This is a genomic window from Streptomyces sp. PTL18 (assembly GCF_059510295.1).
This window is the reverse complement of record NZ_JCAJZO010000002.1, coordinates 331,259-346,104: the sequence shown is the minus strand read 5'-3', so window position 1 is coordinate 346,104 and position 14,846 is coordinate 331,259. Positions and strand designations below refer to the sequence as shown.

11 protein-coding genes are annotated in these 14,846 nt (G+C 68.4%); 9 read left to right on the top strand and 2 right to left on the bottom strand.

Annotated elements, in window-relative coordinates; translation table 11 throughout:
• Window positions 1-86 precede the first annotated feature (86 nt).
• From AC5WS8_RS05965 to AC5WS8_RS05935, 7 genes are all read left to right on the top strand, one after another.
• Window positions 87-1,586, top strand: a complete 1,500-nt coding sequence (locus tag AC5WS8_RS05965) for a CYTH and CHAD domain-containing protein (protein ID WP_496102216.1) — start codon at window positions 87-89, stop codon at window positions 1,584-1,586.
• Between the two features lie 130 nt (window positions 1,587-1,716).
• Window positions 1,717-3,687 carry a TIGR03960 family B12-binding radical SAM protein gene (locus AC5WS8_RS05960; protein WP_496102215.1) on the top strand — a complete coding sequence of 657 codons (1,971 nt, stop codon included), beginning with the start codon at window positions 1,717-1,719 and terminating at the stop codon, window positions 3,685-3,687.
• Between the two features lie 1,150 nt (window positions 3,688-4,837).
• Window positions 4,838-6,373 (top strand): MFS transporter, encoded by a 1,536-nt coding sequence (locus AC5WS8_RS05955; protein ID WP_496102214.1) that lies wholly within the window; start codon window positions 4,838-4,840, stop codon window positions 6,371-6,373.
• 52 nt (window positions 6,374-6,425) lie between these two features.
• Window positions 6,426-7,610, top strand: a complete 1,185-nt coding sequence (locus tag AC5WS8_RS05950) for a MurL C-terminal domain-containing protein (RefSeq protein WP_496102213.1) — start codon at window positions 6,426-6,428, stop codon at window positions 7,608-7,610.
• Window positions 7,611-8,583: 973 nt separating this feature from the next.
• On the top strand, window positions 8,584-9,225 hold the full coding sequence (locus AC5WS8_RS05945; protein WP_496102212.1) for a trimeric intracellular cation channel family protein: 642 nt from the start codon (window positions 8,584-8,586) through the stop codon (window positions 9,223-9,225).
• Between the two features lie 48 nt (window positions 9,226-9,273).
• Window positions 9,274-10,551 carry an amidohydrolase gene (locus AC5WS8_RS05940; RefSeq protein WP_496102211.1) on the top strand — a complete coding sequence of 426 codons (1,278 nt, stop codon included), beginning with the start codon at window positions 9,274-9,276 and terminating at the stop codon, window positions 10,549-10,551.
• A 247-nt stretch (window positions 10,552-10,798) separates the two neighbouring features.
• Window positions 10,799-11,371, top strand: a complete 573-nt coding sequence (locus AC5WS8_RS05935) for an NADPH-dependent FMN reductase (protein WP_496102210.1) — start codon at window positions 10,799-10,801, stop codon at window positions 11,369-11,371.
• Window positions 11,372-11,768: 397 nt separating this feature from the next.
• On the opposite strand, the gene AC5WS8_RS05930 is transcribed toward AC5WS8_RS05935, so the two are convergent.
• Entirely contained in the window at window positions 11,769-12,257 is a 489-nt protein-coding gene (locus AC5WS8_RS05930; protein WP_496102209.1) for a MarR family winged helix-turn-helix transcriptional regulator, read from the bottom strand.
• Window positions 12,258-12,344: 87 nt separating this feature from the next.
• On the opposite strand from AC5WS8_RS05930, the gene AC5WS8_RS05925 reads away from it, so the two are divergent.
• The gene (locus AC5WS8_RS05925) at window positions 12,345-12,932 is read left to right on the top strand and encodes an NADPH-dependent FMN reductase (RefSeq protein WP_496102208.1); all 588 of its coding nucleotides are present in this window, start codon (window positions 12,345-12,347) and stop codon (window positions 12,930-12,932) included.
• 400 nt (window positions 12,933-13,332) lie between these two features.
• On the opposite strand, the gene AC5WS8_RS05920 is transcribed toward AC5WS8_RS05925, so the two are convergent.
• Complete coding sequence (locus AC5WS8_RS05920) at window positions 13,333-14,010, bottom strand: GAP family protein (RefSeq protein WP_496102207.1); 678 nt, start codon at window positions 14,008-14,010, stop codon at window positions 13,333-13,335.
• A 328-nt stretch (window positions 14,011-14,338) separates the two neighbouring features.
• Between AC5WS8_RS05920 and AC5WS8_RS05915 the strand changes: the two genes are divergently transcribed.
• A complete protein-coding gene (locus AC5WS8_RS05915; protein WP_496102206.1) occupies window positions 14,339-14,668 on the top strand; it encodes a hypothetical protein in 330 nt (109 codons plus the stop codon).
• The last annotated feature ends 178 nt before the right edge of the window (window positions 14,669-14,846 follow it).

The following is a 14,846-nucleotide window of genomic DNA, read 5'->3' as shown; positions in this document are numbered from 1 at the left end:
ATCGGCCCGAACGGCCTCGTCCTCCACGGCCGGACGGGCTCAGTGGCCCCCTGCCATCCCGCGCCGGTTCCTACTAGATTCGGGTCATGGCGGACACCAAGCGCGAGATCGAGCGCAAGTACGAGGCCGCAGCCGGAGACGAACTGCCCGACCTGACACGCGTCGCGGGCGTCGCGGCCGTCCTCGACAAGGGCATCGCCGAACTCGACGCCACCTACTACGACACTCCCGACGAACGCCTGGCCCGCGCCCGTCTGACCCTGCGCCGCCGCACCGGAGGCGACGACGCCGGCTGGCACCTCAAACTGCCGGTCGCCTACGGCGTCCGCGACGAGATCCGCGCCCCGCTCTCCGACACCGTCCCCCGGACCCTGACCGCCCTCGTCCACTCCCGCGTCCGCGACGTCCCCCTGATCCCCCTCGTACGCCTGCGCTCCGCCCGCCACGTCCGCCACCTCGTCGACGCCGACGGCGCCCTGCTCGCCGAGGTCAGCCTCGACCACGTCCGCGCCGAACGGATCGGCGCCGGCACCGGCGCCGCCGCCTGGACCGAGATCGAGGTCGAACTGGCGGACGACGGCGACCCCCGCTTCCTCGACAAGGTCGAGAAGCGACTCCGCAAGGCAGGGGTGCACCGCTCCGCGTCCCCCTCCAAGCTCGCCAGGGCACTGCAGGAGACCGGCGGGAGCACCGCCCCCGACGAGCAGCCGTCACCGGCCACCGCGGGCGACCACGTCCTCGCCTACCTCCGCGCCCAACGGGACGCGATCGTCGCCCTCGACCCCGCGGTACGCCGCGACGTCTTCGACTCCGTGCACGCCCTGCGCGTGGCCACCCGCCGGCTGCGCAGCACCCTCCGCTCCTACGGCAAGATCCTCGACCCCGCCGTCACCACCCCCGTCGCCGACGAGCTGAAGTGGCTGGCCGGCGAGCTCGGCGTGGACCGCGACCAGGAGGTGCTGACCGAACGCCTGACGGCCGCCGTCACCGCACTGCCCCGCCACCTGGTCGTCGGCCCGGTCCGCGGCCGGCTCCGCGCCTGGTCCGGCGCCCGGCGCGGCGGCTCCCGGCGCCGACTGATCGCGGTCCTGGACGGCGAGCGGTACCTGCGGCTGCTGGACGCGCTGGACGCCCTGGTCACCGACCCGCCGCTGCTGAAGGCAGCCGCCAGGGACCCGTCCAAGGCGATCGCCAAGGCCGTACGCAAGGACGTCCGGCAGGTCGCCGACCTGGTCGGCCGCGCCCAGGACCTGCCCCCGGGCGACGACCGCGACCTCGCCGTCCACGAAGCCCGCAAGAAGGCCAAGCGCACCCGGTACGCCGCCGAGGCCGCCGCACCCGCCCTGGGCCGACCCGCCGAAAGCCTGGCCAGGGCGATGAAGTCCCTGCAAACCCTGCTCGGCGACCACCAGGACAGCGTGATGGCCCGGCTCGCCCTGCGGGAGCTGGCGGCACAGGCGCACACGGCGGGGGAGAACGCGTTCACCTACGGCGTCCTGTACGGCCGAGAGGAACAGCGGGCGGCAGCGGCGGAGGCGGCACTGCCGGAGCTGTGGCGGGCGGTGCAGGCGGAGGCGGGGGTCTGAGGCGGGGGCCGTGGCTCCGCCGCCCCCCGCGGCGGGCCGGCCGCCCGTCGGACGTCCGAAGGGACGCCACGGCCGCGTTAGGCTAGATGGTCACCCCTGACAGTTCCGTCCAGCTCACGAAAGTCGCGAGATGTCTGCCGAAGCCGCTGTATCGGTGTTCCCGCAGCTCGAAGCTCTGCTCCCGCACGTGCAGAAGCCGATCCAGTACGTGGGCGGCGAGCTGAACTCCACCGTCAAGACGTGGGACGAGTGCGACGTCCGCTGGGCGCTCATGTACCCCGACGCCTACGAGGTCGGCCTGCCCAACCAGGGCGTCCAGATCCTCTACGAGGTCCTCAACGAGCAGCAGGGCGTCCTCGCCGAGCGCACCTACAGCGTGTGGCCGGACCTGGAGGCGCTGATGCGCGAGCACGGCGTCCCGCAGTTCACCGTCGACAGCCACCGCCCGGTGAAGGCCTTCGACGTCCTCGGTGTGTCCTTCTCCACCGAGCTCGGCTACACCAACCTCCTGACCGCCCTGGACCTGGCGGGCATCCCGACGGTGGCCAAGGACCGCACCCTGGACGACCCGATCGTCATGGCGGGCGGCCACGCGGCCTTCAACCCGGAGCCGATCGCAGACTTCATCGACTGCGCGGTGATCGGCGACGGCGAGCAGGCCGTCCTGGAGGTCAGCAAGATCATCCGCGCCTGGAAGGAGGAGGGCCGCCCCGGAGGCCGCGAGGAACTCCTCCTGCGCCTGTCCAAGACGGGCGGGGTGTACGTCCCGGCCTTCTACGACGTCGAGTACCTCCCCGACGGCCGCATCGCCCGCGTGGTCCCCAACCGCTCGGGCGTCCCGTGGCGTGTCGCCAAGCACACGGTCATGGACCTGGACGAGTGGCCGTACCCCAAGCAGCCGCTCGTCCCGCTGGCGGAGACCGTCCACGAACGCATGTCGGTGGAGATCTTCCGCGGCTGCACCCGCGGCTGCCGCTTCTGCCAGGCAGGCATGATCACGCGCCCGGTGCGCGAGCGCTCCATCACGGGCATCGGCGAGATGGTGGACAAGGGCCTGAAGGCGACGGGCTTCGAGGAGGTGGGCCTGCTGTCCCTCTCCTCCGCCGACCACAGCGAGATCGGCGACATCGCCAAGGGCCTCGCGGACCGCTACGAGGACGACAAGATCGGCCTCTCGCTGCCCTCCACCCGCGTGGACGCCTTCAACATCGACCTGGCGAACGAGCTGACCCGCAACGGCCGCCGCTCGGGCCTCACCTTCGCCCCGGAGGGCGGCTCGGAGCGCATCCGCAAGGTCATCAACAAGATGGTCTCGGAGGACGACCTGATCAGGACCGTCGCGACGGCCTACGGCAACGGCTGGCGCCAGGTGAAGCTGTACTTCATGTGCGGCCTGCCGACGGAGACCGACGAGGACGTCCTCCAGATCGCCGACATGGCGACCCGCGTGATCCAGAAGGGCCGCGAGGTCTCGGGCTCCAACGACATCCGCTGCACGGTCTCCATCGGCGGCTTCGTCCCGAAGCCCCACACCCCCTTCCAGTGGGCGCCGCAGCTCTCCTCGGAGGAGACGGACGCGCGTCTGGAGAAGCTCCGCGACAAGATCCGGGGCGACAAGAAGTACGGCCGCTCGATCGGCTTCCGCTACCACGACGGCAAGCCGGGCATCGTCGAGGGCCTGCTCTCGCGCGGCGACCGCCGCATCGGCGCGGTGATCCGCGCCGTCTACGAGGACGGCGGCCGCTTCGACGGCTGGCGCGAGCACTTCTCCTACGACCGCTGGATGGCCTGCGCGGACAAGGCGCTGGCCCCCTACGGCGTGGACGTCGACTGGTACACCACCCGCGAGCGCACCTACGAGGAGGTCCTCCCCTGGGACCACCTCGACTCGGGCCTCGACAAGGACTGGCTCTGGGAGGACTGGCAGGACGCCCTCGACGAGACGGAGGTCGAGGACTGCCGCTGGACGCCGTGCTTCGACTGCGGGGTGTGTCCTCAGATGGACACGGCCATCCAAATCGGCCCGACCGGCAAGAAGCTGCTGCCTCTGACGGTCAAGAACGCGGGTCCGGCGCCGGCTTCGAGCGGTCACGCGCACTGAGGTGGGCGAGGCACTCGATCGGGTGATGGAGGCGGTGGCGGGGGCGAGTGAGGAGGAGGTAGCGGCTGCGCTGGCTGCTGTCGGCGTTTCTGGACGTCGGCCGGCGGCCCAGAAACGGACCCTCTGTACGCCCCTGCCGGAGTCGGCAGGCTGCTCGCGCATTCGCTCAGAGGTGGAGTGGGTCTGAGCTCGCTGCGGTGTCGGGCGTCGATCTTCACCGGCCGGGCACCAGGAGATGGACTCGACGACCGGGCCGGTATCCCGGCAGTGCGCGGATCCGGCCGCGATTGGTCACTTTCCGTCGATGCCGGGCTGGATCTCCAGCGTGAAGGCCGCGTCCTCGGGGCCAGTGCCTTCTTCGCCCGCCCACACGATCACGCGCACGTGCTGCTCGCTGATGCCGTTCACCTTCCACTCGGTCACAGGGTCGGTGACGACGCGGGCGGCGACGTATGTGGCATCCTCGCTCCGGGACTCGGTGGTGACCCTTCCCCGCCACCGGTGGGAAGCGCCGCCGTGGGGGCGCCAGCCGTGCGAGCCGTGTGGCTCCTCCGACTCGGTACGCCCACACCCTCTCGGTGCCCATGGCACCGTTCCTGTCACCAAGGAGCCCTCATGCGCCGGATCGGATCGAGCCCGTTGAGCGGGGCAGTGCGACGGGGCAGTCCTGTCCGGACCTCATCCAGGCCGACGACGGGGACTTCCTCGCGATCGGGAAGCCCGCCTGGCTCAGCTTCCGCGACGGCACTGCGGGTCGTCGCCGCAGGGGGCGACTTCTGGGCGGCCGACTGCTACCACCATCAGCAGTACCTCGACAAGAATCCTGCCGGGCACTGCGGGCTGGGCGGGACGGGGGTCAAGCTGAGTACCCCATTCGAGACCAACTGGGGCGCCTCGTGCCCGACGGGCATCGCTCCGGCGCCTGAGGCCATGGAGCAGTAGCGATCCGCGCTGGCATCTGACCCGGCCGAGGGGCAGACCGAGCAGTCATGAGCGGGCTGGCGACACACGCCTGGAGAGCGTGCGCCGGGCCTCGGTCGACCCCGAACGCCGGGCTTGTGCGCGCGTCCGGCCGGGGGAAACCCGACGGCAGGCGGTGGCCGGGTTAGCGTCGACCTGCATGCGGCGTGGGAGCACGGGAGGTGCCGCGATGTCGACAGCTGGGTCACGCAGCGAGGCGGCACTCCTGCCGATCGTCCTCGGGCTCGCCCTCGCTTTCACGGTCACGGTCCTCGACCCGCTGGTGCTCAGCCTGAACCTGCCGCAGGTGACCCGGGCCCTGCATGTACCGCCGCAGCTCGTCGGGCTGCTGGGGGGAGCGGCGACGCTGGTGATGGCCGCCTCCGTCCTAGCCGCGGGCAGGCTCGGGGACGCCTTCGGGCTCAAGCGGCTGCTGATGCTGGGGCTGGGCGTGGTCACGGTCGTCGACCTGCTCTCCATGCTTTCTCCCGGCTACGGCTTCCTGCTGGCGATGCGCTTCCTGGCCGGCCTGGGGATGACCGCGTTGCTGGGAGTGCCGCTGGCCCTGCTGAAGGTGACCGTGGCGCCGGAGAAACGGCCGGTGGCCATCGGAATCATGATGGCCGTCGACGTGCTCCTGTGCGGGGTGACCCCGACATTCGCGGGCTGGGCGGTGGGAGCCGTCGGCTGGCGCTTCCTGTTCTTGATCGCGCCGCTGGTGTGCCTGGTCTCGCTCTGGTTCATCGCCCGGTGCGTCCCGGAGTCACCCATTCAGCCGGGCCGTCGCCTCGACGTGACCGGTGTCGCTCTGGTCGGGCTGACCCTGCTGGGCCTCGTCATCGGTCTCGCCGCAGCGCAGAACGGACTCTGGCGACCCGAGACCTGGATCCCGCTGGTGATCAGCGCCGCCACCGCGGTGCTGTTCGTGCTCCATGCCCGCAGCGCTCCTGATCCCGTGGTGGACCTGACGCTGTTCCGCAACACGCCGTTCAGCGTGGCCCTGGCCGCGACCCTCACGCTGAATCTTCTGATCGCCGGCCTCAGCATCGTCCTGGGGCAGTTCGGCAGCGTGGTGCTGAGGATGTCCCCCGGGTCCATCGGCCTGCTGTACCTGCCCGGCACACTGCTGATCGCCGTTGCCGTGGTCCTTGCAGGGCGCCTGATCGGGACACACACACCGCGGCCGGTGATGGTCACCGGCCTGCTGGTGATGGCGGCGAGCGGACTGCTGTTGGCGGGCACGGCCGGTCCCACGATGGCGCTGTGGCTGCTGGTGCCGACCACATGGCTGTGCAACCTCGGGTCGGTGGTCACTTCCGCATCGGTGTCCGAGACGGTCCTCTCCCAGGCTCCGCCCGGGCATTCCGGAACGGTGGCCTCCGTACAGATGGCCTTCGCCGTGACCGGCAGTGCTTTGGGGCCCACCCTGTACCTTGTACTGCTCGACTTGTTCTTCCAGCGAGAGTGGCTGGCGGATGCGAAGTCACGCGGGCTGTCGGTGTCCCGGGCCGAGCAGTCCGTGGATGCTGTGCGCAGCGGGATGGCTCAGACGCCGGGCGGCACCGCATACGACCCGAATCTGCTCCGTCAGGCCTCGGGGCTGAATCTCAGTCTGGACTTCGCCGACGGACTGCGGCTCACCATGCTGACGGTCAGCATCCTGCCGCTCGTCGTGGCGGTGGTGGCCTTCATGCTGATGCCTCGCCACAAGGAGTCCCGCGCTTAGGGCTCGGCCTGCTCGGACTCAAGTGGCGGGCCCACCACGACGCTCCTAAAATGTGCGGTTCCTCGCACTGGGTGGTGAGCGTCTCGTTCTGCCACCTGATCTGCCCTGCGATGCCGTGATCAGCACATCCTGGCGCCGGTGTTTCTTGAGCCAGTTCGGTGAGTGGCGTTATCGCAACGGCATGCGTTACCGCGGCAGCGCGCCAGAATTGATATCGCCCGCATGTTCCTCCGCAGTGATACGCGGGGGAGGCGGCAAGCCGCGCATCGGAAGGCGGGCCCTGTTGACCAACGGCGGCGGCAAGGACACTTTGGCCGGAATGCTGATCCTCGGCAGGAGCGGAATCGATCACGACGTGTATGAGGGTTACCTGCCGGTGGGCGGTGACCATGAACTACAGCGTCATTTGCTGAACAAGTTGAGGACCAGCGCGACGACTCGGCGCACCAAGGTGGCTCGCGTGCACGTCCATGACGACTTCTATGGCAGACCGGCCATGGAGTTCACCGACGCCGGCGTAACGGTGGATCATTATCGGACCGATTTCACGGTCGGACACACCGCTTGCTACACCGGTTACATTCCGGTCATCCTGCACGGCGGCTATGATCACGTCTGGTTCAACATCGAGCGATCCGCGGACGACCCCCACGTAGTGTGGGACGGTGAGGAAATCAGCCATCAGTGGTGCAAGAGCAGAGAATATCAATTGATATCGTCACAACTGTTCTCGGACCTTACCGGCTGCAGCTGGTTCAGGGGGTTCGATTCCACGCTGCGCGGGCTTTATGACCACGCGATCTATCGCATAGTCGGCGCTCGACCCGACCTCCTTCGCCAGACACACTCATGCAACTATGAAAAGCCTTGGTGCGGCCGATGCCCTAAATGCTGCTTCTGTTACCTCATGACGACCGCATTTCTGGGCGAAGATTACGCTCGACGATTGTTGGGCGTGAGAGAAAGCTTGCTGGCGGATCCCCGGAACCTTCCAGTATGGGAGTCCCTCATGGATTCGTCCCAGGTAGCCTGGGAATGCGTACCATCTCATCAAGAAATTGTGACCGCGGTGGACCAGTGCCTTGCACGAGGCGTCGATTACCCGGTACTACGCCGCTACGCGCCTGGGCACGCGATGGCGGCGCGACTCCGTGCACATTTCATGGACATCGATTGGTCGAATGTTCCCGCCTCAATAGCGTCGGCCGTCCGTGATCTGGCGCACGAGTCCGCCTGAGCAATGGGATGGGCGTCCCTGAACGGACGCTCCGGTGAGGATCAGGCGTATCCCGAACAGACCGGCGCCCGGGGTGGGTGGCATGACAGCACAACCTCGCGGGGACGAGGGTCAAGCCAAGTGCCCCACCCGGGACGCACTGGGGAGCCTCCTGCCCGACCGGCATCGCGCCCGTTTCCAGGGAGGATGAGCGCTGACCTGCTCGTACACCGGTGACATCGACTCCGGCGAGTGTCTGCAGATGGATACGTGGGTACAAGTAGGCCCGACCGGCAAGAAGTTGCTGCCGCTGACGGTCAAGAACGCTGGTCAGGCGCCCACTTCGAGCGGTCACGAGCACTGACGTGAGCGAGGCGCTCGATCGAGTGATGGAGGCGCTGGCGGGGGCGAGCGAGGACGAGGTGGCGGCTGCGCCGGCTGCGGTCGGCGCTTCGGTCCCTCGCCCGTGGGCGCCGCTGGAGTCTCCTCGGACGCCGTTGCCGGGCCCTGGAAGCACCCCGCACATCGTTTCCGAGGTGGAGTGGGTCTGAGTGACCTGCTGGCTTGTGCGTGACTGCGTGGCTCCGCGAGTCGCCGCCGGGCTGTCCGGCAATAGAGCACGGGAGGTCTCGTAGGCGAGAAGCTGAAGTTGGCCAACTGGGCAAGGCCGAGGAGCCCAAGCAGGAGACCGGATACCGGCCGCCGTCGAGGAGAACCCGCAGGCGGTCATTCGTGGCCGGCGAAGTGATGGCCGCTCGTTGAAAACGACCACCTCCTGCTCGGGGGCGACCCCCCACCTGCTCAGTCGATCTCTCCACCGATATAGCACCTGACCTGCGAACGGACGCCACAGTCGCAGTCCGGCCGGCCAGTGGCTGGAGAAGCTGCCTCGCATGCCATGCCCGGCGGGCACGTAGCGCCTTTGGGTGCTTCGATGGCGGAAGTGTGAAGGGAGACGCTGGTGTCTGTGGCCCGGTCGTTGTCGCCTGAGAGCGTGACCGAGCTGACCCGGGCGCTGGACCTGAGCGGGGTGTTCGCCAACGGCACGCTCGGCGGGGTGCTGGCCCGGGCCAGTCGTCTGGATCTGTTCGGCTTCCTGGTCATCGGCATCGTGTCCGGCCTGGGCGGGGGAATCCTCCGCGACACCCTGCTGCAGCACGGCACGCCCGTGGCCTTGACCGACTACACCTATCTCACGGTCGCCACGGTCGGCACCCTGCTGGCTTTCGTAGCCGATCTGAGCCGCCACACGTCCGGTTGGGCCTTCAACCTCCTGGATGCCTCGGCGCTGAGCGTCTGGGCGGTCGCCGGGGCGCAGAAGACGCTCGCTGTCGGCCTGGGCTGGCTGCCGGCCGTGCTCCTGGGCGCCATCACAGCGGTCGGCGGCGGGGCGATCCGGGACCTGTTGCTCGCACGGACCCCTTCCGTCTTCGGCGGCACGCCGTTGTACGCGACCGTCGCGATCGTGGTGAGCGCGGTGTTGGTGGTCTGCAGCCGGTTCGGCGCATCCACCGTAGGTGTCCTGGCCGGAATCACGGTTGGTATCTCGCTGCGGCTGGCCGCGTTCCACTGGGGCTGGAAGCTGCCGGGCAGCCGCGACTGGCGGCTGGGGTCGTCCAAGCACCGGGATCCCTGACATGAACGGGCGCTGCGATCACCCACCGATAGGGAGGAGTACACAGCCATGACGCCCAAGGACATTGCGGATGCTGTCCTGGCCGGGCTCGGTGACATCCGCTCCGAGCTTGAAAAGGTCTACAAGGACCTGCACGCCCACCCCGAGCTGGGACACCAGGAGCACCGCACCGCGACCCGGGTGGCGGAACGCCTGAGAAACTGCGGCTACCAGGTACACAAGGGGATCGGCGGCACCGGTGTGATCGGTGTGCTGGCCAACGGGGAGGGTCCGACCGTTTTGCTGCGGGCCGAGATGGACGCTCTGCCGGTCCTCGAGGAGACCGGTCTGACCTACGCCAGCACAACCGAAGCTACGGACGCTTCCGGCCGCCGGGTGCCCGTGGCGCATGCCTGCGGTCACGACATGCACGTCACCTGCCTGTTGGGGGCTGCGCGGCTCATGGCCGCCGCGCCGGGGGCGTGGCAGGGCACGCTGGTGGCCTTGTTCCAGCCTGCCGAGGAGCCGGGGGACGGTGCTGACCGGATGCTCGCCGACGGGCTGACCGACCGTGTTCCTCGCCCGGACGTCGCCTTCGCCCAGCATGTGCTTCCCTATCCGGCTGGGCAGGTCGGCACGCGCGCCGGGTCCTTTCTCTCCGCGGCGGACAATGTGAAGATCACTGTCCATGGCCGGGGCGCTCACGGCTCGGCACCGCAGGCCGCCATCGACCCCGTGGTGATTGCCTCGATGATCGTCGTCCGGCTCCAGACCATTGTCTCGCGCGAGCTGGCCGCCACCCAGCCGGTCGTGGTCACGGTGGGCTCCGTCCAGGCGGGCTCGAGCGGCAACGTGATTCCGGAGTCGGCCGAACTGCTGGTGAACGTGCGCACGTACGACGACGAGACCCGGCGGGCCGTCCTGGCAGCCGTGCGGCGCATCGTCCACGCCGAGTGTGACGCCTCCGGGGCGATTCGCGCGCCGCAGATCGAGGAGGGCACCCGCTTTCCACCGACTGTCAACGACGACGTGGTGACCCGCGAGGTCTCCGCCGCTTTCGCCGCGATGTTCGGAGAGCGCGCGGTCACTGTCGAGCTGCAGAGCGCTAGCGAGGACTTCAGCCGGATCCCGGACGCCTTCGGCGCCCCGTACACCTACTGGGCCCTGGGCTGTGTGGATCCGGACGCCTACCAGGCCGCCCGGCAACGCGGCACCGTGGCCCAGGACATCTCCGTCAACCACAGCCCCCGCTTCGCACCGGTCCTGCAGCCCACACTGGACACCGGCGTCCAGACCCTCGTCACAGCCGCACTCACCCACCTCGGGGAACCGACTCGCACGAGTTGATGAGCTTCCGGCCTGCTCGCCTCTGATGCCGCAGCACAGCAGCAATCGGCCGCCTCGGCAGCGCCCGCGCAGCTTGCGCGGCTGCAGTTCTCGACGCCCACAGCACCGGTGCTTCACACCTCCGTCGAGGAATGCGGGTGGGCCGAGGCGGATCCACGCAGTCACCTGGACGGATCTGCCAGCACGCGCCCCGCTCCCGGCCGTGGTTTCGTTCCTTGCATAACTCCCTGATTGGATCGAGGAACCGATGACTACGTACAGGGTCGGCTACTTCGTGGGAAGTCTGGCGACTCACTCCATCAATCGGACGCTCTCGAAGGCTCTGACCCGGCTGGCCCCATCTGATTTGGAATTCTTCGAGATTCCGATCAAGGACCTGCCTCTCTACAGTTACGACTACGACAGCGACTACCCTGCTGAGGGCAAGGCGCTCAAGGATTCCATCGCCTCCGCCGATGCCCTCCTATTTGTGACCCCTGAGTACAACCGATCCATTCCGGGCGCCCTCAAAAACGCCATTGACTGGGCCAGTCGCCCCTGGGGTAGCAACTCATTCGCGCACAAACCCTCCGCTGTGATCGGAGCGTCCCCCGGCGCCCTCGGCACTGCCCTCGCCCAGCAGAGTCTGCGCGGTGTCCTAAGCTTCTGTGACTCGCCGCAAATGAATGCACCGGAGGCCTATGTCAAATTCAAGCCCGATGTTTTCACCAGCAACGGAGAAGTCGTCGACGAGCATACGGAACGTTTTCTCCGAGATTTCATGGAGGAATTCCGGGACCACGTTGTCCGGGTTCTCACGGTGCTCCCGCCAAAACCCTGAAGTGTGCGGACTCGGGTTCGTTACGCTCGCTGACAGGAATCACGAAGGGCTTCATGTGGTCGACCGGCCGACAACGCGGACCTGCATCCCGCGCCCATGCCCGGCTACGCGGGCCGACCTGCTGGGCGAGAGGTTGTTCTCGATGGAACACCTCTACTCCTGGGGTGGAGGTGGAGCAGGTCGACCGTTCTTCGGACCAGGCTACGTCTGGGCGGTCCACCGGTCCTACCGGCAAAAGCTGATGTCACCTTCGAAGGGGCCATCCCTGCGGGTGCGGGGAGTAGCGGGGCGCCCGCCGGCGGGAGGAGTCCCGCACGGGACCGTCCCCGCGGGTGCGGGGAGCAGACCGCGACGGTCGGGGCGCGCCAGTACCCCGCCAGGCGGCGTCCGGCACGTTCTAGGACGCGCCGTCGCCGGCGGTATCGCCGCAGCGCGGTCCGATGCGGTCGACTACTTGCTCGCTCCATGCCCGGATGACCGCCGCCTGCTCGGGGGCGAGTGAGCCGAAGAAGTGGCGGCGGATGTTCTCGGCATGCACGAGGATGGCGCTCTGGGCGGCGCGGCGGCCCTCGGCGGTCAGCCCGACCCCCGCGCGGCGACCATCGGCCCCGTACTGGGTGCGCTTGACGAAGCCGCGCTTTTCCATGCGGGTCAGCTGATGTGAGACGCGGCTCTTGTCCCAGTCGAGCGACTCGGAGAGCTCGCCGACACGCATCTCGCGGCCGGTAGCCCTCCACAGCGTCACCAGCACGCTGAACTCGGCCTTCGAGATATCGCAATCACGCTGCAGACCACGCTCCAGCTCCCTGGTGAGCAGGCGCTGCGCGCGCATCCAGGTATCCCAGAACTCCCACTCCTCGGGTTCCAGCGATCGCGTCTCCGTCATGTCGCCGAGGATATCGCGACCAGCGGAGTTGTCACTTCAACTCCCCCCGATCTAGAGTTGATGTATCAACTCTCCCGGAAGAAGACCATGACACTTCGCATCGCACTCATCCTCGGAAGCACCCGCCCCGGACGCCGCGGCGACCAGATCGCCGCCTGGGCGCTGGAGGCCGCCCGCGCCCACGGGGGCGCCGACTACGAACTCATCGACCTCGCCGACCACAATCTCGGCAACCTCGACGAGCCCGGCAACCCAAACCTCCAGCAGTACCAGTACGACCACACCCGCGCCTGGGGCGCACTCATTGACAGCTTCGACGGCTACGTATTCCTCGTCCCCGAGTACAACCGCTCCTACCCCGGAGCCCTGAAGAACGCCCTGGACTACGTCTACCGGGAGTGGAACGACAAGGCTGCAGGGATCATCAGCTACGGCGGCTGGGTCGCCGGGGCACGGGCCGCCGAGGCACTGCGGCTCGTCCTCGCTGAACTCCAGGTGGCCACCGTCCGGGCCCAGCCCACCATCTCGACACACCCCTCGTTCCACACCGGCACCTTTGTCCCCCAGGAGGGCCTCGACACCGCCCTGGGCGGCATGCTCGACCAGGTGATCGCCTGGTCCGGCGCCCTGCGCGGAGTCCGTGAGGCCAAGGCGCAGACGGCCACGGCTGCATGAGGCCCGGTTCGTGGCCGATCACGTGAGCGGACGTGGCGAGCTGACGGACACTGCAACGCATCCGCCTCGCCATCACCGTCAACGGGCAAGAACAAGCTGACCCGACCCGCTTCAAGAACCGAGGCCGACGCCCATACAGGGCGCCGGCCTCGGCCCGGTTGGGCACGAGCCGTTCTCCGTCCGTCGTGCCAATGCCCGTCCTCGCCGTCCACCACAGAGGAGAATCCGTCGGTCCCGGATCGAACAGGGGTCGAGACCCTTTGGTCCGGCGGGCTGTCGGGGCCCGTCGTCCAGTCCGGATCCGATGTGCTTCACGCCACCGCTCCGCCCCCTCCTCACGGCCAGGGAACCCACTCGCTCGGGGTGGGGCCGGCCATGAGGCAGATGACGGCTTCTTTGCTCATGAGGCGAGGATGCCGATGCCGTCGCCGAGCAGCTTGAGGCCGAGGACGAAGAAGAGCACCGCCATGACGGCGACGTTGTGACGGGTGGCCCACTCTCGCCAGTTGCCGAGCACGCTCTTCGCTCGTTCGCCCATGAGCAGGTAGACGGCGAGTGGTGCGAGTACGCCGATCGAAGCGGTGATCACAAAGATGGCGAGGGTGCCGATCTGTTGCGGGAGGGAGATGTCGGCTGAGCTGATCGAGGCACCGGCGGCAATGGTCAGAGGCGCGTTCTTGGCGTTGGCCGCCGACAGCAGGACCCCGAGTCCGAGAATCTTGAGCGGGGTGAAGCGGTCGATCGCGGCCATCCACTTGGGCAACTGCGCCTGTGAGGGGTCGGCAGGGCGTCGACGCCACAGCCGGGCACCGAACAGAGCCAGGAGCAGGCCGAGGGCGAGTTTCAGGGCGCCTACCCAGATGGCCGGGTGCTTGTGGGTGGAGGCGCCACCCGAGCCTCCCACGGCGAGCATGATCGCTCCCAGGGCGGTGAGGCCCAGGACCCAGCCGAGGGCGAAGAGCGGGCCGTTGAGGTGACCTCGGGGCGTGGCCAGGATGAGGATGATCGCCACGATGGGCAGGGGACTGACTGCGACAGCGGCTGCCAGGCCCAGTACATCACCGACAGCGTGTCCCAAGGTGGCCTCCGTTGAGCGTGGGTCGGACGGCTGGCGGCGAGGTGCCGGTTCTGCCCTGCCGCAGGCAGACCGAGCTTCTGGCCGAAGACGGTGGCGTGTCCATCGTCACCCGACGCGGCACGCCGTGCGCGTTGCGTGCGCCGGAGGAGTTCTGCCGGCGGCTGGAGGCCGGATTTCTTCAGCGCGCGTTCGAACGTTGCCGGTGCCTACGCTGAGGGTGGCCGATCGCTGGGGCCCTGCCTGCGGGCACGGTTCGGCCCCGGCCGCGGATCATCGACAGCTCCCTTCCCGGGGTGCCGGTGCCCAGGCCGAGGACCGGCGCAAGGAGATGAGCGCGCGCATCGGCACGCTCCACGACGCACGGTGGGTCCTCTTCGACGACGACACGCGCCTGATGTTCGCCACGAACTTCGACGGCGACTGGGACGCGTACATCGATGACTTCGCGAAGTACGTCCCTGACGTCTTCGGCGCCATGCTGCGGCACACCGAGGACTACCCGGGCATCAGCGCCCCTGACATCAAGGACCGCATTGTCGAGCACCAGGTCACCGCATGCTCGTACTTCCGTACCTACCCGGAAGCGACAGCCAAGGACATCGACAAGGCGCTGGCCGTCCGGGAGAAGTTCCAAAGCCTGCTCGATGAGGTCGGCTGACGGTCGCCCTCCCGCAGGCAAGACCGCGGCTGAAGCCACCGGGGGACAGCCGCGGTTGGCAACGGGGGCTCGTGGGTGTGTCGACACCCCGTCGATCGGTGGTCGGTGGCAGGCCTGTTGGTTGAGGGACGCGGTTCCGGCGCCGGCAACCCCGCCGGCCTGTGATGAGAATTCCCCT

Excerpts from the sequence above, each read along its gene's own strand:
- AC5WS8_RS05965 (WP_496102216.1), top strand. The coding sequence starts at position 87 with ATGGCGGACACCAAGCGCGAGATCGAGCGCAAGTACGAGGCCGCAGCC.
- AC5WS8_RS05960 (WP_496102215.1), top strand. The coding sequence starts at position 1,717 with ATGTCTGCCGAAGCCGCTGTATCGGTGTTCCCGCAGCTCGAAGCTCTG.
- AC5WS8_RS05955 (WP_496102214.1), top strand. The coding sequence starts at position 4,838 with ATGTCGACAGCTGGGTCACGCAGCGAGGCGGCACTCCTGCCGATCGTC.
- AC5WS8_RS05940 (WP_496102211.1), top strand. The coding sequence starts at position 9,274 with ATGACGCCCAAGGACATTGCGGATGCTGTCCTGGCCGGGCTCGGTGAC.
- AC5WS8_RS05935 (WP_496102210.1), top strand. The coding sequence starts at position 10,799 with ATGACTACGTACAGGGTCGGCTACTTCGTGGGAAGTCTGGCGACTCAC.
- AC5WS8_RS05930 (WP_496102209.1), bottom strand. The coding sequence starts at position 12,257 with ATGACGGAGACGCGATCGCTGGAACCCGAGGAGTGGGAGTTCTGGGAT.
- AC5WS8_RS05925 (WP_496102208.1), top strand. The coding sequence starts at position 12,345 with ATGACACTTCGCATCGCACTCATCCTCGGAAGCACCCGCCCCGGACGC.
- AC5WS8_RS05915 (WP_496102206.1), top strand. The coding sequence starts at position 14,339 with ATGAGCGCGCGCATCGGCACGCTCCACGACGCACGGTGGGTCCTCTTC.